Source organism: Synechococcus sp. HK01-R, assembly GCF_014217855.1.
In the GTDB taxonomy this organism is placed as follows: Bacteria; Cyanobacteriota; Cyanobacteriia; order PCC-6307; family Cyanobiaceae; genus Synechococcus_C.
In genome coordinates, this window is sequence record NZ_CP059059.1 from 1,270,315 (window position 1) to 1,286,658 (window position 16,344).

Annotated in this window: 18 protein-coding genes; 10 read left to right on the forward strand and 8 right to left on the reverse strand. The window is 62.2% G+C overall.

Annotation, left to right across the window (positions count from 1 at the left end; all coding sequences use genetic code 11):
- The first annotated feature begins 1 nt into the window (after nt 1).
- Nucleotides 2–1,024 carry an ABC transporter substrate-binding protein gene (locus tag H0O21_RS06625; protein ID WP_185189121.1) on the forward strand — a complete coding sequence of 341 codons (1,023 nt, stop codon included), beginning with the start codon at nt 2–4 and terminating at the stop codon, nt 1,022–1,024.
- A gap of 1 nt (nt 1,025) precedes the next feature.
- Here H0O21_RS06625 and H0O21_RS06630 read toward each other — a convergent pair whose 3' ends face one another.
- Both H0O21_RS06630 and H0O21_RS06635 read right to left on the reverse strand, forming a co-directional pair.
- Nucleotides 1,026–2,165, reverse strand: a complete 1,140-nt coding sequence (locus H0O21_RS06630; RefSeq protein WP_185189122.1) for an aldo/keto reductase — start codon at nt 2,163–2,165, stop codon at nt 1,026–1,028.
- On the reverse strand, nt 2,162–2,803 hold the full coding sequence (locus H0O21_RS06635) for a bifunctional nuclease family protein (RefSeq protein ID WP_185189123.1): 642 nt from the start codon (nt 2,801–2,803) through the stop codon (nt 2,162–2,164). The genes H0O21_RS06630 and H0O21_RS06635 overlap by 4 nt, the downstream gene beginning before the upstream one ends.
- A 64-nt stretch (nt 2,804–2,867) precedes the next feature.
- Between H0O21_RS06635 and H0O21_RS06640 the strand changes: the two genes are divergently transcribed.
- Both H0O21_RS06640 and H0O21_RS06645 read left to right on the forward strand, forming a co-directional pair.
- Nucleotides 2,868–3,509 carry a riboflavin synthase gene (locus tag H0O21_RS06640; protein WP_185189124.1) on the forward strand — a complete coding sequence of 214 codons (642 nt, stop codon included), beginning with the start codon at nt 2,868–2,870 and terminating at the stop codon, nt 3,507–3,509.
- 73 nt (nt 3,510–3,582) lie between these two features.
- Nucleotides 3,583–4,173 carry an HdeD family acid-resistance protein gene (locus H0O21_RS06645; protein ID WP_185189125.1) on the forward strand — a complete coding sequence of 197 codons (591 nt, stop codon included), beginning with the start codon at nt 3,583–3,585 and terminating at the stop codon, nt 4,171–4,173.
- Nucleotides 4,174–4,192: 19 nt separating this feature from the next.
- Here the strand turns inward: H0O21_RS06645 and H0O21_RS06650 are convergent, their stop codons facing one another.
- The 4 genes from H0O21_RS06650 to H0O21_RS06665 all read right to left on the reverse strand — a co-directional run bounded on the left by H0O21_RS06650 (nt 4,193) and on the right by H0O21_RS06665 (nt 7,800).
- Nucleotides 4,193–4,585, reverse strand: a complete 393-nt coding sequence (locus H0O21_RS06650) for an AbrB family transcriptional regulator (RefSeq protein ID WP_185189126.1) — start codon at nt 4,583–4,585, stop codon at nt 4,193–4,195.
- 82 nt (nt 4,586–4,667) lie between these two features.
- Nucleotides 4,668–5,267: a cytochrome c oxidase subunit 3 gene (locus H0O21_RS06655; protein ID WP_185189127.1), complete on the reverse strand. Its 600-nt coding sequence runs from the start codon at nt 5,265–5,267 to the stop codon at nt 4,668–4,670.
- Entirely contained in the window at nt 5,264–6,934 is a 1,671-nt protein-coding gene (ctaD, locus tag H0O21_RS06660; RefSeq protein WP_185189128.1) for a cytochrome c oxidase subunit I, read from the reverse strand. The genes H0O21_RS06655 and ctaD overlap by 4 nt, the downstream gene beginning before the upstream one ends.
- Nucleotides 6,931–7,800, reverse strand: a complete 870-nt coding sequence (locus tag H0O21_RS06665; protein ID WP_185189129.1) for a cytochrome c oxidase subunit II — start codon at nt 7,798–7,800, stop codon at nt 6,931–6,933. Before H0O21_RS06665 ends, ctaD begins: the two co-directional genes overlap by 4 nt.
- A gap of 274 nt (nt 7,801–8,074) precedes the next feature.
- Here H0O21_RS06665 and H0O21_RS06670 point away from each other — a divergent pair, with 274 nt between their 5' ends.
- The 6 genes from H0O21_RS06670 to H0O21_RS06695 are packed head-to-tail and all read left to right on the forward strand — an operon-like array spanning nt 8,075 to nt 13,290.
- Nucleotides 8,075–9,061, forward strand: a complete 987-nt coding sequence (locus H0O21_RS06670) for a heme A synthase (RefSeq protein ID WP_185189130.1) — start codon at nt 8,075–8,077, stop codon at nt 9,059–9,061.
- Nucleotides 9,054–10,058, forward strand: a complete 1,005-nt coding sequence (locus H0O21_RS06675) for a heme o synthase (RefSeq protein WP_185189131.1) — start codon at nt 9,054–9,056, stop codon at nt 10,056–10,058. The genes H0O21_RS06670 and H0O21_RS06675 overlap by 8 nt, the downstream gene beginning before the upstream one ends.
- 32 nt (nt 10,059–10,090) lie before the next feature.
- The gene (locus H0O21_RS06680) at nt 10,091–11,104 is read left to right on the forward strand and encodes an ATP-binding cassette domain-containing protein (protein ID WP_185189132.1); all 1,014 of its coding nucleotides are present in this window, start codon (nt 10,091–10,093) and stop codon (nt 11,102–11,104) included.
- Nucleotides 11,105–11,144: 40 nt separating this feature from the next.
- Nucleotides 11,145–11,972, forward strand: coding sequence for an ABC transporter permease (locus H0O21_RS06685; RefSeq protein WP_185189133.1), 828 nt, complete (start codon nt 11,145–11,147; stop codon nt 11,970–11,972).
- Entirely contained in the window at nt 11,965–12,582 is a 618-nt protein-coding gene (locus H0O21_RS06690) for a hypothetical protein (protein WP_185189134.1), read from the forward strand. Before H0O21_RS06685 ends, H0O21_RS06690 begins: the two co-directional genes overlap by 8 nt.
- A gap of 3 nt (nt 12,583–12,585) precedes the next feature.
- Complete coding sequence (locus H0O21_RS06695) at nt 12,586–13,290, forward strand: N-acetylmannosamine-6-phosphate 2-epimerase (protein WP_185189135.1); 705 nt, start codon at nt 12,586–12,588, stop codon at nt 13,288–13,290.
- A 249-nt stretch (nt 13,291–13,539) separates the two neighbouring features.
- Here H0O21_RS06695 and groL read toward each other — a convergent pair whose 3' ends face one another.
- Complete coding sequence (gene groL, locus H0O21_RS06700; protein ID WP_185189136.1) at nt 13,540–15,210, reverse strand: chaperonin GroEL; 1,671 nt, start codon at nt 15,208–15,210, stop codon at nt 13,540–13,542.
- Between the two features lie 129 nt (nt 15,211–15,339).
- On the opposite strand from groL, the gene H0O21_RS06705 reads away from it, so the two are divergent.
- Nucleotides 15,340–15,516 carry a hypothetical protein gene (locus tag H0O21_RS06705; RefSeq protein ID WP_131454608.1) on the forward strand — a complete coding sequence of 59 codons (177 nt, stop codon included), beginning with the start codon at nt 15,340–15,342 and terminating at the stop codon, nt 15,514–15,516.
- Between the two features lie 26 nt (nt 15,517–15,542).
- Here H0O21_RS06705 and fabG read toward each other — a convergent pair whose 3' ends face one another.
- Entirely contained in the window at nt 15,543–16,295 is a 753-nt protein-coding gene (gene fabG / locus H0O21_RS06710) for a 3-oxoacyl-[acyl-carrier-protein] reductase (RefSeq protein ID WP_185189137.1), read from the reverse strand.
- Nucleotides 16,296–16,344 lie beyond the last annotated feature (49 nt).

A 16,344-nucleotide genomic window follows, 5' to 3' on the forward strand; every position in this document is an offset into this window, starting at 1 on the left:
CATGACCAGGTTGCGCGTTCCTTCGACCCCAGGGCTCCGGCGTCGCCAAGTGCTGCAGCTTGGAGGCGTTTTGGGGCTCACAGCCCTAGCCGGTTGTACGCGTGGTGCATCGGCTCCCCTGCTTCAGGCTGCTCCGGAGATCCTTCCGGCCCTGTGGCGTCGCCGATTGCCCAAGCCCTGGCGCTTCGAGCCTTTGGAGCTGGCTGGGGGCCCGGGAATGGCCCCCTGGCGTCTGGATCGCTCCGCCGATCTGCTCGCTCTGAGCGATGGCTGGTTGCCGACCACCACGGATGCAGACTTCCAACCGATTGCAGCAGCGCCCCTTCAGGCTCGACTGGCCGGGCAGGCCAGGCGCTACCTGGAGTTGCTGGGGGCCGAGCGCGCCTCCCGTGTGCTTCCAGTGGCTGTCACTCCCTGGGTGATGCTCTTCCTGGGCTTGGATGGCCTGGATGGTGCATCGGAGCGCGGATGGCAGCTCCTGCTTGACCCGGACTTCAAAGGGCAGGTGGTGCTTCCCGCCAGTCCACGGTTGGTGATCGAGCTTGCCGATCAGATCCCTGGTGCGGAAAGTCTTGCCCGGCTGCGCTCCGCGGCGCTCACCCTTGATGATCAGCAGGGCCTGAACTGGTTGCTTCAGGGAAAGGCGAGGGTGGCGGTGCTTCCTCTTCAGCGTTGCATTCAGGCTCTTCGCCGGGACCCTCGCTTGCGCGCCGTCTTGCCCGACTCCGGTGCACCGTTGCACTGGACCTTGCTCATGCGTCCCGCATCCAGCCGCGAGCCTCTGCCCCAGGCCTGGGTCGAGGATGCCTGGGGGACACCCTTGCTTCGACCGCTTCTTGGGCGCGGCTGGCGTCCGCCGCTTGCGGAGGAGCTTCTGGATGCACAGCGCGATGCCGTTCCGGCCAGTTTTCGTGCGCTCGTGCTGCCGACAGCGGCGGTGTGGGCACGTTGCTGGAGCCTTCCCCCCTTGAAGACGGCGGCCGCTGAGCAGCTCAGTCAGCGCTGGCGGGATGCCGCTCCCTGAATCAGCCCCAGAGGCGCCGTCTTGGTGCTGCTGCAAGCAACTGGTGGGTCTCCGCCAATAACTCGGGAATCGGGAGCTGGTGAGGGCAGCGGGGCAGGCAGTCGCCGCAGCGGTTGCAGAGGCTGGCATCCACCTCCTCCCACCAGTGGCCTGCACGGCCGATCAGGTTGTAACGCTCCTCGCAGAAGGCTTGCATGTCATGCCCCAGCCTCAGATTGCGCAGCCGAAGCAGCTCGGGGATCGGCACCTCCCTGGGGCAGGGCAGGCAGGCGCGGCACTGTTCACAGTGCTGGCTGCCGAGCCGCTCCCGCCTTCGTATCCCAAGCTGATCAAGCACCGCCTGTTCCGTGCTGGTGAGCGTGCCGTCGGCATGGGCTAGCCGTTTGGCCAGAGCCAGCTCCCCTGGACGGCTGGCACCCACGGTCAGGGTGGAGATCCCCTCCGCCAGCAGGAAGCGGTAGGCCAGTTCGAGGGGAGAGATGGGCGCGCAGTCCTCCACCATGGTGGGGCTCGGATCCCAGAGCCGACCGCCCTTGTCAGCCGGTGAGATCGCCAGCACTCCCATCCCGTGAGCGAGAGCTCCGCGGGCCAGATCCAGGCGGCTGGGGTCGAGCAGATGCAGATGCAGGTTGCAGAAGCCGAAGACGCCGCTGTCGATCGCTTTGGCAATCAGGTCGTGGGATCCATGGCTGCTGAAACCCACCTGGCCCACCAGTCCTTCCGCCTCGGCCCAGATCAGCAGCTCCTGTCCATCCCCCTCAAGGGCCCATCGCAGGTGCTCCTCCCGGTTGATGCCGTGCACCGCCAGGTTGTCGAGTCGGGTCTGCCCCAGTCGTTTCAGGCTGGCGAGCAGCTGACGACGGCCCTCCGCCAAGCCCGCGCCCGGCAGGATCTTGCTGGTGATCAGCCAGCCTCCCTCCGGTGCCACTCCTTCGCGCATCAGACGGGAGAGAGCAGCGCCGAGAAAGGTTTCAGCAGGGCCGTAGGCGGGTGCCGTTTCGAGGTGATTGATGCCAGCGTCGATCGCGGCTCGCACGATCGCTTCCATCTGATCCGGAGCGGCGAGCGCCCGCATCGTTCCAAGTGTGAACAGGCTGACGGCGGGCCCTCTCCCGAAGGGGCGTCGCACCGCCGTGGTCATCCTTCGGCGGCAGGGTCCGCCCCAGAGCCTTCCTCTGGCTGGCGGGATTCGAGGTGGCGGACCAGAGCGGCGGGACTCACCTGATCGAGGAAGCGGCGGAAAGCGTCTTGCTCCTCGCTATCGGCTTCGGCATCCACTGGGATGGAGGCTTCCGCCACGACTTCCTCCAGCATCCAGATGCCGCTGCCCGTGCGGATTGCCAAGGCAATGGCGTCGCTGGGACGCGCATCCACTTCCTGGATCTTGGCAGTGTTCTGGACGCTTTCGTCATCCGGGCGGGATTGGGCCTCTGCCTGGTCAGCGTCCTTCATGACGCTCTCGCCTTCGCCTTCGGTGGCGTCGCCGGACGGTTCGCTCCCGGCTCCGCTCACACCGAGTTTCAGCACCGCCCGGAAGGTGTTCTCCTCAATCGCATGGATGATCACCCGCTCCAGGGAGAGGCCACCGGCCTCCAGCAGCGCCACCATCAGGTCGTGGCTCAGGGGGCGCGGGGGGGGCTCGTCTTGGATGCCGGCCATGATGTTGTGGGCCTGCGCCTGGTCGATCCAGATCGGCACCTGGCGCCTGCCGGAGGGATCGCGCAGCAGCACGATCGGGCTGCGGCTGGCCGCATCCAGGGCAATTCCGGCGACGTGCATCTCAACCACTGTCACTCCTGCCCTGATTCGATTATGACCAGGCGAGGGGCCGCAGGTGGGTGCGATGTTCACGGGTCTGGTGCAGGCAGTGGGCCAAGTGGAGCGGCGGGGTGCAGGTCTGCTGGTGACCGGCTGCCAACCCTTTGCTCCTTTGCAGCTTGGAGACAGCGTTGCGGTGGATGGGGTCTGTTTGACGGTGGCGTCTCTGGTTGCCGACGGTTTTCTGGCGGATGTCAGTGAGGAGACCCTTCAGCGCACCACGCTTGGCGCGAAGGCGTCCCGCTGTGGATCAGTGAATCTGGAGCCGGCGCTGCGTCTGGCCGATCGGCTGGGGGGGCACTTGGTGACTGGCCATGTGGATGGGGCTGGTGAGGTGATGGCGGTGGAGGCTCTTCCCCAGTCATGGCGTGTGGAGTTGCGCTGGCGCGATCCCGGCCATGAGCGTTACATCTGTGAAAAGGGCAGCATCACGGTGGATGGCATCAGCCTCACGGTGGCGGGCACTGCCGAGGAGGGGCGGCGTTTCTGGATCGCGGTGATTCCCCATACCTGGGCATCAACGGCTCTGCGGCACCTGAAACCTGGTGATGCAGTCAATCTGGAGGTGGATGTGATCGCCCGCTACACCGAACGCCTGCTCGCAGGGCGGTCCCATGCTGGGGAGGAGCTCACGGCTGCCTGGCTGGCAGGCCATGGCTGGCACTGAGAAACGATCACAGGTCCTGGTCGATTGCTGAAATCGTCAATACCTTGCAGTGATTGTTCATTCCGAACGTTTCATGACTGCCGACGGCCGCCCCGATTCTCTGGGCAGCTTCAAAGCCTTCGCCATCGCCGAAGGCATTCTTCTGATTGTGCTGGGGATCCTGGCGCTGATCTTCCCAGTGATCGCCTCGTTCTGGACCACCGGCGTCATTGCCGTGCTCTTCCTCATTGGTGGAGTGGTCGGCTGGATCAGCAACCTGGCCCGCTCAGGACGCATGGGCCGCTGGGTGTGCTTCTGGCGCCTTGTGGTGTCGACCCTGTTCATCGTGGCCGGTGGCTCGATGATCAGCAATTTCCGCGATCCCGTGGAGGCAGCGGAGCAGGTGGCGGCTTTTGCTCTGGCGATCGGCATCGTCTTCTTGGTGGAAGGCGTGGTCGCCTTCTTCAGCGGCCTGGCCAGCAGCAATCGTCCTGGCGCAGGCTGGGCGATCGCGAACGGTGTGATCACCTTCATCCTGGGCCTGCTGATCGTCACCCTCAAGTTCTGGGGGCTGCTCTGGGTGCTGGGGACCCTCGTGGGTATCAGCTTCCTGTTCAGTGGCATCGAACTGATTGCGTTCAGTTCGGTGATTCACGATGACCAGGACCCTCCGGCCCTGGCCTGATGACCACTGCGGCCAGGCCTCAGGCGTTCTCCTGATCCTGGCCGCCCCGTGGCTCTGCTGCCGGTTCATCGAGCGGCAGCAGCCAGATCGAACCGGAGTCGCGGTGCAGCTCAATCCGGAACTCCTGCCCGGGCTCCAGGCCCAATCGTCGCGTATAGGCATGGCCGATGAGCAGATTGCCATTGCCATGCACCCGTGTGCGGAATTCAGCCTGGCGTCCGCGGGTGCCATCGCCGCCACTGCCTGAATTGGACGGCAGTTTGTAGCCCTTGGCTTCGACAAGGGCGCGATAAAAACTCTTGCGAAGCACCCTGCCGCTTGGGCCGACGTATCCGCAACCCCGAGCAATTTCATCCTCAGGACGGTTACTGAGGGCCCTTGCCTTATCGAGCAGTTCCTGACCGACCAGCATCTGAGCGATGGAATTTGTATGAATTGTGGCTGGAGATCGCAACCCAGGCAAGCGATTCAGCCCTTCCTGATCTCCTAGGGGCTTAGAGCAGGTAGAGAATCACAAACAGGATCACCCAGATGCCATCAACGAAATGCCAGTAGAGCTCGGCCGCTTCGAGGGGGAAGTGGTTCTGCGCTGTGATTCGGCCTGACGGTGTGCGGCACTGCCACCAGACAATCAGAATCATCAAGGCTCCAAGTGTCACGTGAAGGCCGTGAAACCCTGTGAGGGCATAGAAGGTGCTCGCGTAGAGATTGTCTGTTAGCCCGAAGGGCAATGTGAAGTATTCGAGCATCTGGCTGACCAGAAAGGCAAAGCCCAGGGCCGCTGAGATCAGGAGCCACAGACGGCAGCGCTGATGCATGCTGCGACGAAGATTGGCGCCGGCCCGGTGAAACGTGAAGCTGCTCACTAGCAGCAGCACGGTGTTGAGAATCGGTAAAGGCAGTTCCAGCTCGTAAATCGCGCCAGCCGGCAATGGATTCACCGCCTTGAAGGTGAGATAGGCGGCGAAGAAACCCGCGAAGGTCATGGCATCCGCCACCAGGAAGGTGGCTAGCCCGAACATGCGGTGATCGGCGTGTGTCTCGCCGGCATGGTCGAGGTTCAGGTCGGTTTCGGATGGGGTGAGTGTCGTCATCGGCCGTTGCTCCAGAGGTCACGGCCGCTGGCGGCCTGAAGATCAAGTTGTTCTGCCGGAACGCCGTAGCCATAGGGTTCGGTTACCAAAGGGGCTTCCCCTCTCCAGTTCTCCACTGGAGGTGGGGAGCTGGTGAGCCATTCCGGAGTGAGGGCCCGCCAGGGATTGTCTCCAGCGATTTCCCCGTTGAAGGCACTCATGATCACGTTCCAGAGGAAGGGAAGGGTGCTGATCGCCATCAGCAAGGCTCCGACACTGCTCAATTGATTGATGAAGGCGAATTGCGGGTCGTATTCGGCCACGCGTCTGGGCATGCCGTTGAGACCGAGCCAGTGCTGGGGGGCGAAACAGAGGTTGAATCCGACGAATGTGAGCAAAAAGTGCAGGCGGCCGATCGACTCATTCAGCAGCCGGCCCGTGACCTTGGGATACCAGTGGTAGATCGAGGCGAAGATCACAAAGACCGAGCCTCCGTAGACGATGTAATGGAAATGAGCAACAACGAAGTAGGTGTCATGCACATGCACGTCGAATGGCACCTGGGCGAGTGCCACGCCTGTGATGCCTCCAAGCACGAAATTGATGATGAAGCCGCAGGAAAAGAGCACGGCACTGTTGAGTGAGATGCGTCCGCCCCAGAGAGTTGCAAGCCAATTGAAGAATTTGATTCCCGTCGGGACGGCGATGAAGGCTGTTGCGATCGTGAAGAACAGGCGCATCCACGGTGGTGTGCCACTCGTAAACATGTGATGGGCCCAGACCACCAGCCCCAGCACAACAATCGCCATGATTGATACCACCATGGTGGCGTAGCCGAACAGAGGTTTGCGGCAGTGCACCGGCAGTATTTCACTCACCAGCCCGAAGGCAGGCAGCACCATGATGTAAACCGCTGGATGAGAATAGAACCAGAAGAGATGTTGATAGACCACGACGTTGCCCCCAAGCCCCGGATTGAAAAAACCGGTATGAGCGACAATGTCAAAGCTCAAGAGAATCAGTGTGCCAGCCAACACTGGGGTGGAGAGCACGACGAGAATGCTGGTACCCAGCATTGCCCAGCAATACATGGGCAATTGCATCATCTTGAGGCCTGGGCGCCTGAGCTTCAGGATCGTCGCGATGAAATTGATCCCGCCAAAAATGGAACTTCCCCCCAGTAAAAGGACGCTCAGGATCCAGATGATCTGACCACTGGCTGGGGTTGTGATGCTCAGAGGGGGATAGGCGGTCCATCCTGACTGGGCGGCACCGGTAATGAAATAACTGCTGATCAGCAGCAGGCCTGCTGGAGGGATCAGCCAAAAGGCCACGGCATTCAGCCTTGGAAAGGCCATGTCGCGTGCGCCCACGTAGAAGGGAATCAGATAGTTCCCGAAAGCACCGTTCACCACGGGAACGATCCAGAGAAAGATCATCACCGTTCCGTGCAGGGTGAGCACCTGGTTGTAGACCTCTCTGGGCATAAAGTCGGAGAGAGGGCTGACCAATTCGGTGCGAATCGCTCCCGCTAAGGCGCCACCAATCAGGTAAAACGCAAAGCCGCACACCAGGTACTGGAGGCCGATCACTTTGTGATCAACACTGAAACTGAAATATCGCAGCCAGCCCTGCGGTTGCAGGGAAGGTGATGGATTCTCGCTTTGAGCTGGAAGAGTGGCGGTCATGTGTCAGTGGCTGTGATCTTGTTGTTCTGAGCAAACCAGTTGTCGAAAGCGTCCTGTTCCTCCACGACCACCGTGGATCGCATGCCGCCGTGATAAGGCCCGCAGAGTTCGGCGCAGACGATTGGATAACGGCCCGCCCTGGTAGGCGTGAAGTTCAACACGGTGGGCTGTCCTGGAATCACGTCTTGCTTCAGCCTGAATTCAGGAACCCAGAAGGCATGGATCACATCCTTGGCTTCCATGCTGAGGCTGACGGGTTGGCCGACGGGGACATGCAATTCGCCTGAGATGAAGTCACCTTTTGGGTAGCGAAAGAGGAACGCGAACTGCATGGCGGTCACCTCCACTGGGAGAGCTGATACGGGTGTGCCCTGCTCGGATGCGGTGAGTACCGGTGTGCCGATTCCACCCCACACCCGTTGTTCAGCACCGCTTCCTTGGTTCGAGGAGGCGTGATCCATAGCGGCGTGATCCATTGCGGCATGGTCCATGGCGGCATGGTCCAAGGGCGCCATTCCACCCATGCGTTCATAGATGTCGTAACTGAACAGTCCGATGAACAGCACGACAACAGCAGGAACGGCAGTCCAGAAGATCTCGAGCGGAAGATTGCCTTCGATCGCAAGACCATCAGACAACTCGCCAGAGCGTCTGCGGAAGCGGATCAGGCTGAAGACCACCAAGCCAACGATCCCAAGGAACAAGATCGTGCCGATGCTGAAGAGAACGCGGAAAAGTTCGTCGTAAATCGGCGCATTCGCGCTTGCATCAACAGGCAGAAGGTTGACGTTCTGTCCGATCCACAGGCCTCCAAGCACCAGGATCATCCCCAGCACAAGCGTGATGATCGATGGAGGGATCGGCACGACTCATCCGTGAGTTGTTTCAGGCTATGGAGGCTGCCGGGTGATCACCACGCGTGGATTCTTAAGACGGTTGGAAATTCCCGGGCAACCCTTTGTGTGGCTTCGGTTTTGAGCCCTTGCCCCCGATTGTTCATTGAAACAAGCGACGGTCTCTTGTCAGGGAAGAGAGACGTTTGTGTGGTCTTGGTGTTGCAGTAGGCCACACAACGTGCACGCAGGACGGCAATCGCTACGTTCCGGAAACACACCACTCCCTACCAGGAGGGATCGATCCTTGATCAGCTCATCCCTGGTTCCGATCCGTCGCCGGTTGGCACTGCTCGCCTGTCATCTCGTCGTTGCCCTGGTTGCACTTGTGGTTATCGGTGGTGCCACTCGCGTCATGGAGGCAGGCCTTGCCTGCCCTGATTGGCCCCTTTGCTACGGCTCTTTCTTGCCGGGGCGGCAGATGAATGTGCAGGTGTTTCTGGAATGGTTTCACCGGCTCGATGCCTTCGTCGTGGGCATGGCTCTTGTGGTGCAGCTCGCTGTTGCCTGGTGGTGGCGCCGACAGTTGCCGGGATGGTTCCTTCCCCTGAGTGCCCTGTTGCTGGTTTTGGTGCTTGCCCAGGGAGGCCTGGGTGCACTCACGGTCCTTCAGCTTCTGCCTTCCGGTGTTGTGACCGCTCATCTGGCCCTGGCTCTGACCCTCCTGGCCTTGGTCAGTGGCAGCAGTCAGCTGTTGCTTGCTCCCATCGAGCTCAGGGCCTTCGAGCTCAAGGCATCGAGCGATCAGGTCTCCCACGGTTCACGTTTTGAGGCTGCCCCCCTGTGGTGGCGGTGTCTCGCCGCGCTCAGTCTTCTGGCCGTCGTCAGCCAGTGCTTGCTCGGAGGCCGTATGGCGACCTCCTGGGCTGCCCAACGCTGCCTCGAGGCCGGGCAGTCCTGCCAATGGCTGCACTGGCATCGCAGTGCAGCCACCCCCGTGGCGATCTGTGTGCTGGGTTTTGTGGCCATCGCTCTGCTGGCAGGGGGCTGGGCCCGGCGTCAGTGGCCGCTGCTGCTGGGGCTGGCCGCTCTTGTCAGCACCCAGATCACCCTTGGGGTCCTCACACTCCGCCTTGGGCTCTCTCAGCCGGCCGTGACTGTGGCCCATCAACTGGTCGCCTCTCTTCTGGTGGCCCTGCTGGCGGCCTTGCTTTGCCGCCGTCAGACCTGCTTGTCCCCGGGGCCGCTCCCCGTTGTCCTTGATCCCTCCATTCTGGAGCCCGCGCATGGTTAGTTCCACCGCTCCTGCATCCGCTGCCCTCACGCGCGAGGACGTCGTGCCCTCACGCCGGCGGGTCAAGTTGCCCGCTTGGCTGGAAGTGGCAAAACCCCGTTTGATCCCTCTCCTGCTGGCCACCACCTTGGGCGGGATGGCCCTCACGGAGGGATGGCCTCTCTCCTCCCCCCGTTTGGCCTGCACCCTGGGAGGCGGTGCGCTTGCCGCTGCGGCAGCCGGAGTTCTCAATTGCCTATGGGAACAGGAGCTCGATGGACGCATGCAACGGACCAGCGGGCGAGCTCTCCCCTCCGGACGTCTGTCTCCCACTGCCGCTTTCTTCGGTGCTGTGTCCTGCACGCTGGCCGCAGCTCTGCTGTTGGTGAGTGGCGTGAATTGTCTCGCCGCCGGCCTCTCCCTGCTCGGGCTTTGCAGCTACGTGCTTCTCTACACCGCCCTGCTGAAGCCGAGAACCTCTCAGAACATCGTCATCGGCGGGGTGGCCGGGGCGATTCCTCCCCTCGTGGGCGCTGCTGCTGCCACCGGTCATGTGGGTCTCGGAGGTTGGTGGCTGTTCGCTCTTGTCATGGTCTGGACTCCCGCGCATTTCTGGGCCCTGGCGCTGCTGCTCCGCGAGGACTACCGGGCGGTTGGAATCCCGATGCTGCCGGTGGTGAAGGGGCCTGCGGTCACGGCCAGGGCGATTCGTCGCTACGGCCTCGCCACGGTCTTGCTGAGCACCCTCGGCGTTCTCGCCCTACCGGAAGGGGGGCTGCTCTACGGGCTGCTCTTGCTTCCTTTTAATGGACGACTGCTGCAGATGGTGGAGAACCTGGCGGCTGCTCCCGACAACATCGAGCGGGCCAAGGGGTTGTTCCGCTGGTCGATTCTTTATCTCTTTGGGATCTGTTTGCTGCTGGTGATCAGCCGTCTGCCTGCTGCGGCTCACTTCGATGCCCAGCTCCAGGCTGCGATCGGTCACTGGCTTGTGAGCCTCTCGCCCACCTCTGCCTAGATTCCACCCAATTCGCTGCAGGCAAAGGCCCGATGCCCGTGTTGGAGCTCACTCAGCTTGAGAAGGCCTACGGGGCGGTCAAGGCTCTCGATGGCTTGAGCCTGACGGTTCCTGAGGGCTGTCTTTACGGGTTGCTCGGACCCAATGGAGCCGGCAAGACCACCACCCTGCGGATCCTGGCCACTCTGCTGGCCCCCGACGCAGGCCGTGTGAGCGTTGCAGGGGTTGATGCCCTCAAGGATCCCCGAGGGGTTAGGCGTTTGCTGGGTTATGTCGCCCAGGAGGTGGCGATCGACAAGATCCTCACCGGCCGTGAACTCCTTCAGCTGCAGGGTGACCTGTATCACCTGCAACGCGGTGTGCGTGATGCACGGATCGCAGAGCTCGTGCAGCGGCTGTCCATGGCGGAGTGGATTGACCGTCGTTGCGGGACCTATTCCGGTGGCATGCGTCGCCGCCTCGATCTCGCAGCGGGACTGCTCCATCAGCCTCGGGTGCTGGTTCTTGATGAGCCGACGGTCGGTCTGGATATCGAAAGCCGCGCTGCGATCTGGCAGGTGTTGCGGGAGCTACGCCAGCAAGGCACCACCGTGTTGCTGAGCAGTCACTACCTGGAGGAGGTCGAGGCCTTGGCCGATGCAATGGCCATCATTGATGCCGGCCGGGTGATTGCGGAGGGCACCCCTGAGGCCCTCAAGCAGCAGCTTGGTGGTGATCGGGTCACCCTTCGTGTCAGGGAGTTCAGTGATCAGAAGGAGGCTGATCAGCTTTGCGCGCTGCTCGAACCGGTTGAGGGGGTGCGGCAGATCGTCGTGAACCGTTCCCAGGGTTATTCGCTCAACCTTGTTGTTGAGGGAGAGTGGGTCCTGCAAGGCCTGCGGGCCAAGCTCGAGGCTGCGGGCCTGCCCGTCTTTGCCCTCGCCCAGAGCCGGCCGAGCCTGGATGACGTTTACCTGCAGGCGACCGGGAGGACTCTGATGGATGCGGAGCTTGCCGTCGCTGGTCAACGCGACCCTAAGCAGGAGCGCAAGCAGTCCATGCGTTGAGTTCATTCGTTCTTGATCTGTTCCCCGCCTGCTTCCACTGATGACCCGACCCGAACCATCCGCGCTCGCTGAACTGCTGCAGGAAACCATGGCCCTGACCCGGCGCCTGTTTCTGCAGTTGCAACGCCGTCCTTCCACGCTGGTCGCAGGCGTGTTGCAGCCCCTGATCTGGCTGGTGTTATTCGGTGCACTCTTCTCAAGGGCGCCAGAGGGGCTCCTCCCTGGCGGGATGAGCTATGGGCGCTTCCTTGGCGCCGGTGTGATTGTGTTCACCGCTTTCAGTGGGGCGCTCAACGCCGGTTTGCCGGTCATGTTTGACAGGGAATTCGGCTTTCTGAATCGTCTGCTGGTCGCCCCCCTGCGCAGTCGCAGCTCGATCGTGCTCGCTTCGGTTCTGTACATCACCACCTTGAGCCTTGTTCAGAGCTTGGCGATCATGGTGACTGCCTTCTGCTTGGGCTATGGCTGGCCCGGGACAGCAGGCCTGGCTCTGGTGTTACTCACTCTGTTGCTGCTGGTGTTTGCCGTCACGGCCCTCAGTCTTGGGCTTGCCTTCGCGTTGCCAGGGCACATCGAGCTGATCGCCGTGATCTTTGTGGCCAATCTGCCGCTCCTGTTTGCCAGCACCGCCCTGGCCCCGCTCTCCTTCATGCCGCCCTGGATGGGCTGGCTTGCGGCGCTGAATCCACTTACCTTCGCGATTGAGCCCATTCGGGCGGCCTATGCAGGCCCCCTCGACCTCTCAGCAGTTCTGCTGGAGGCTCCTTATGGGGCGGTCAGCGGCACAACCTGCCTGCTGGTGCTCACCGTCCTGACCGCGGGTCTGTTTCTCCTGATCCGTCCCCTGTTGAATCGCAAACTTGCCTGACCCCGTGACCGATCTCTCCTTCCGTCAGCCCCATCAACGTCAGGAGTCCCTGCGTCGGCGTCTTCTGGCTGCTCGCGACCAGGGCGATCAACGCGTGATCGCTCTTCTGGAGATGCAATGGGTGCATCGCTTTGGTGTCGCCAGCCTGCATGGGGCTGAGGCCGCTCCCGCCACCAAGCCATGGGGTCCTCAGGCGGAGCAATCGTCTGTCGTGGAGCCCCCTGCACGTGAGACTCCAGGGCCGGTCAGCCCTTCGTTGGCCCCGAGCGAGGAGAACGCTCTTGAGAAGGCGCCGAACGAACAAGAACCGCTTCAGCAAGAACCGCTTCAGCATGAAGCGGTTGGTCAGATGGAGCTGAAGGAGGTTCCTGACCAGGTCCCCATGGATTCAGCGCTGAATCGCTTCCGCTCGCTCCTGCGTGACGGCTTTGATTCAGTCAGCGCCACGGTCCAACCCCTTCCCCGCAACGCTGATCCGATCAGCACCACAACCGTCACATCGACGACGGCGATGGAGCGATCCGAATTGCCTCCTCCCCCTCCGCCGAGCCTGAAGCGCCTGCGTCGTTGGTTGCCATCCGACGGCCGCGATCTGCCCAAGGCCTCCTGAACCATGGCTTTTCCTGATCCGGCAACCTTGCGCGGTGGCCTCATCGTGTCGGTGCAGGCGCCGGAAGGTTCGCCCATGCGCCATCCGGATGTGATTGCAGCCATGGCTGAAGCGAGTCTCGATAACGGCGCTGTAGGCGTTCGCCTTGAGAGTCCGGAGCACATCGGTGCCGTCCGTCGCCGCTGCCCTGAAGCGCTGATCATTGGCCTCTGGAAACGCACCTTTACGGGCAGCAGTGTTTACATCACCCCTCGCTGGGAGGAAATCCGTGCCGTCTGGGCGGCTGGTGCCGATGTGATTGCCCTCGACGCGACCGAGCGACAGCGACCCGATGGGGAGGAGCTGGCTGACCTCGTGCAGAGGGCCCGATCTGAGCTGGATGCCCCTCTGATGGCCGATGTCGACAGTGTGGACAACGGTTTGAGGGCTGCAGCCATGGGATTTCACTGGGTCGGAACCACGTTGTATGGCTACACGGAAGCGACCCAGAGCTGTCGACCGCCTGGATTCAATCTGCTTGCGCCCTTGCGAGAGAAGCTGCCTGAGACTGTTTCCTTGATTTGTGAAGGTGGTATAGCGTCAGCCGATGCTGCCGTGGAGGCCCTTGACGCTGGAGCCGACTTGGTAGTCGTGGGCACGGCGATCACGGGTGTTGATCTTCAGGTGCGTGGGTACTGCAATGCCCTAGGCAAGCGAGGGCCGAAATAAAAGCGACCTGCCCATCCTGTTGCGTGCTCAGAATGGGTCAAGACGCGTGAGATGGGCGATGGGTCATCGTTTCTTTGCGCCACTCCTGCTTGGAGGGGTGCTTTTGGGGATGCCGATTGCAGGTCTACCCATGGGAGAACTGCAAGCGCTTAATGCAGAGCTCGGAAGACTGTGCAAGCGCCCCCCTCGGGAAGCGCTCACGGTCTGCCGTTTGCATGCTCGGCTGGTGCATTACCTCTGAGCTCTGAATCACATCATTCCGGGCATGCCCATTCCTCCCATGCCGCCCATTCCTCCCATGCCGCCCATGCCGCCCATGGGATCGCCGCCGCCAGCCGGGGGTGCCGGAGGTTCTGGTTTGTCGGCGATCACCACCTCGGTGGTGATCAGGAGGGAGGCGATGGAAACCGCATCCTGGAGGGCGAGGCGAATGACTTTGGCCGCATCGAGAATGCCTGCCTGAAGCAGGTCTTCGAAGGCTCCAGTGATGGCGTTGAAGCCAAGGTTGTTGCGGAGCACCTCTTCAACCACCACATCACCGTTTGCGCCGGCATTGATGGCGATCTGACGCAGGGGAGCAGACAGGGCCCTCTGCACGATCTCCACGCCGGTGCGCTGATCACCCAGGAGTTGATCCGCCAGGGCATTCAGTTCCCGGGAGAGCTGGAGCAGTGTGCAACCGCCTCCAGCGACGATGCCTTCTTCCACGGCAGCCCGGGTCGCATTGAGGGCATCCTCGATCCGCAGCTTCTTGTTCTTGAGCTCCGTTTCCGTTGGGGCTCCCACCTTGATCACCGCCACGCCACCGGCCAGCTTGGCGATCCGCTCATTCAGCTTTTCGCGGTCGTACTCAGACTCTGTGTTCTCCAGTTCACGGCGGATGGATGCCACCCGTGCTGCCACGGCGTCCCGGTGGTCATCGTTGGCCACAATCGTGGTGCTCTCCTTGGTGATCGTGATCCGACGGGCTCGGCCCAAGTCTGCGATGGTCACCTTGTCGAGGGTCATGGCCCGGTCTTCACTAATGACCGTGCCGCCCGTGAGCACTGCGATATCCGCAAGGGCTGCCTTGCGGCGCTCGCCAAAGGAGGGGGCCCTGACTGCCGCAACTTGGAGCACACCGCGGTTCTTATTGACCACCAGAGTGGCGAGGGCTTCTCCATCGACTTCCTCGGCCAGGATCACCAGCGGGGAGCCGGTCTTCTGCACGGTCTCCAGCACCGGCACGAGGTCGGCGACGGCGCTCACTTTGCGGTCGGTGAGCAACAGGAGTGCATTCTCAAATTCGCACACCTGACGGTCGCCATCGGTGACGAAGTAGGGGGAGGAATAGCCGCGATCGAAGGCCATGCCTTCAGTCACTTCCAGCTCGGTGGCCAGGGACTTCGATTCTTCGACAGTGATCACACCGTCGACGCTCACTTTCTCCATGGCTTCAGCCACCATGCGGCCGACTTCCTCATCACCACCGGAACTGACGGTGGCGACCTGCTGGATGGCAGAACCGGAGACGCTCTGGCTGCGCTGCTGAAGGCCGGCCACCACCTGAGCGACGGCCTTCTCCATGCCACGACGTAGCTCGATCGGGCTGGCGCCAGCTGCCGTATTGCGCAGGCCCTCCTCGACCATGGCTTGGGCCAACACGGTCGCCGTGGTGGTTCCGTCACCGGCTTTGTCTTTGGTTTTCGCCGCCACCTGCTGGATCAGCTTGGCTCCGAGGTTCTCAAACGGATCCTCGAGGGTGATTTCTTTGGCGATCGTGTCGCCGTCGTTGACGATGTCGGGTGCGCCGAAGCTTTTCTCGAGCACCACATTGCGCCCACGCGGGCCGATCGTCACGCGCACCGCATCGGCGAGAGCATTCATGCCCCGCTCGAGGGCGGCACGGGAGTCATCCGAAAAACGTAGAAGTTTGGCCATGGTGGTCTGATACCCGCAGGTCAATGTCCCACAGGGAGGGAACCATTCGAATCCGCGGATTGGTGGGGAAAGCCGAATCGAGGCCGTTTCAATCGTGCTCGCTTGGTTGTCGCTCGTTATGGTCCGGGAATGAATGAATCAGGGACCCTCTTCTTCGTGTTGATGGCGGGTCTGGCTGGCGCCATGGCCCTCGTTTACGTGCCGCTGAGGATTTTTCTGACCGCCACTGCCCGCAGCCGCAGGTTGCGACTGCTGCAGCGGATCCGTCGCCTGCGGGATGAACTTGGCCAGCCCTTGGAGTCTTGAGCTCCCGTCACTCAGCGATCGATGGTTCAGCCCATCACCATGCCGCCATCGACCTGAAGCACCTGGCCGGTGATGTAAGCAGCGGCAGGATCGGCCGCTAGGAAACGCACGGCACCGGCCACCTGCTCAGGGGTACCGAACTGGCCGAGGGGAATGGCGGCAAGGATGCCCTCGGCATTCAGATCCTTCGTCATGTCGGTGGCGATGAAACCGGGGGCCACGGCATTCACGGTGATTCCCCGGCTGGCCATCTCTTTGGCGGCACTGCGGGTCAGTCCGACCACTCCAGCCTTCGCAGCGGCGTAGTTGGCCTGGCCGGCATTCCCCATCAGCCCCACAACGGAGGTGATGTTGATGATCCGGCCGCTCTTCTGTTTCAGCATTGGTCGGGTGACGGCGCGGGTGCAAAGGAAGACGCCGGTGAGGTTGAGATTGATCACGGCCTGCCAGTCCTCTGTCTTCATGCGCATCAGCAGTCCATCGCGGGTGATGCCCGCGTTGTTCACCAGCACATCGATACGGGCGCTGCGTTCCAGCACGGTTTTGATCAGCCCCTCAACAGCCTCCTCGTCAGCCACGTTGGCCTGCAGTGCATAGGCCTTGCCTCCTGCTGCAGTGATCTCAGCCACCACAGCCTCTGCGGCATCAGGAGAGCTGGCGTAATTCACCACCACGTCCGCTCCGGCTTCAGCGAGAGTCAGGGCCACAGCCCGGCCAATGCCACGGCTGGCACCGGTCACGATCGCTGTCTGGCCGGTCATGGGAGCGGGCGAACTCATGGGCGAGGCCTCGATGGAGGGAAGAACCGGGGCTGATCGTAGGCAGCAC

Bases quoted from the DNA above. Each gene is read 5' to 3' on its own strand.
- H0O21_RS06695 (WP_185189135.1), top strand. From the start codon at position 12,586: ATGGCTTTTCCTGATCCGGCAACCTTGCGCGGTGGCCTCATCGTGTCG.
- H0O21_RS06640 (WP_185189124.1), top strand. From the start codon at position 2,868: ATGTTCACGGGTCTGGTGCAGGCAGTGGGCCAAGTGGAGCGGCGGGGT.
- H0O21_RS06645 (WP_185189125.1), top strand. From the start codon at position 3,583: ATGACTGCCGACGGCCGCCCCGATTCTCTGGGCAGCTTCAAAGCCTTC.
- groL (WP_185189136.1), bottom strand. From the start codon at position 15,210: ATGGCCAAACTTCTACGTTTTTCGGATGACTCCCGTGCCGCCCTCGAG.
- fabG (WP_185189137.1), bottom strand. From the start codon at position 16,295: ATGAGTTCGCCCGCTCCCATGACCGGCCAGACAGCGATCGTGACCGGT.
- H0O21_RS06655 (WP_185189127.1), bottom strand. From the start codon at position 5,267: ATGACGACACTCACCCCATCCGAAACCGACCTGAACCTCGACCATGCC.
- H0O21_RS06680 (WP_185189132.1), top strand. From the start codon at position 10,091: ATGCCCGTGTTGGAGCTCACTCAGCTTGAGAAGGCCTACGGGGCGGTC.
- ctaD (WP_185189128.1), bottom strand. From the start codon at position 6,934: ATGACCGCCACTCTTCCAGCTCAAAGCGAGAATCCATCACCTTCCCTG.
- H0O21_RS06685 (WP_185189133.1), top strand. From the start codon at position 11,145: ATGACCCGACCCGAACCATCCGCGCTCGCTGAACTGCTGCAGGAAACC.
- H0O21_RS06635 (WP_185189123.1), bottom strand. From the start codon at position 2,803: ATGCACGTCGCCGGAATTGCCCTGGATGCGGCCAGCCGCAGCCCGATC.
- H0O21_RS06675 (WP_185189131.1), top strand. From the start codon at position 9,054: ATGGTTAGTTCCACCGCTCCTGCATCCGCTGCCCTCACGCGCGAGGAC.
- H0O21_RS06630 (WP_185189122.1), bottom strand. From the start codon at position 2,165: ATGACCACGGCGGTGCGACGCCCCTTCGGGAGAGGGCCCGCCGTCAGC.
- H0O21_RS06625 (WP_185189121.1), top strand. From the start codon at position 2: ATGACCAGGTTGCGCGTTCCTTCGACCCCAGGGCTCCGGCGTCGCCAA.
- H0O21_RS06650 (WP_185189126.1), bottom strand. From the start codon at position 4,585: ATGCTGGTCGGTCAGGAACTGCTCGATAAGGCAAGGGCCCTCAGTAAC.
- H0O21_RS06705 (WP_131454608.1), top strand. From the start codon at position 15,340: ATGAATGAATCAGGGACCCTCTTCTTCGTGTTGATGGCGGGTCTGGCT.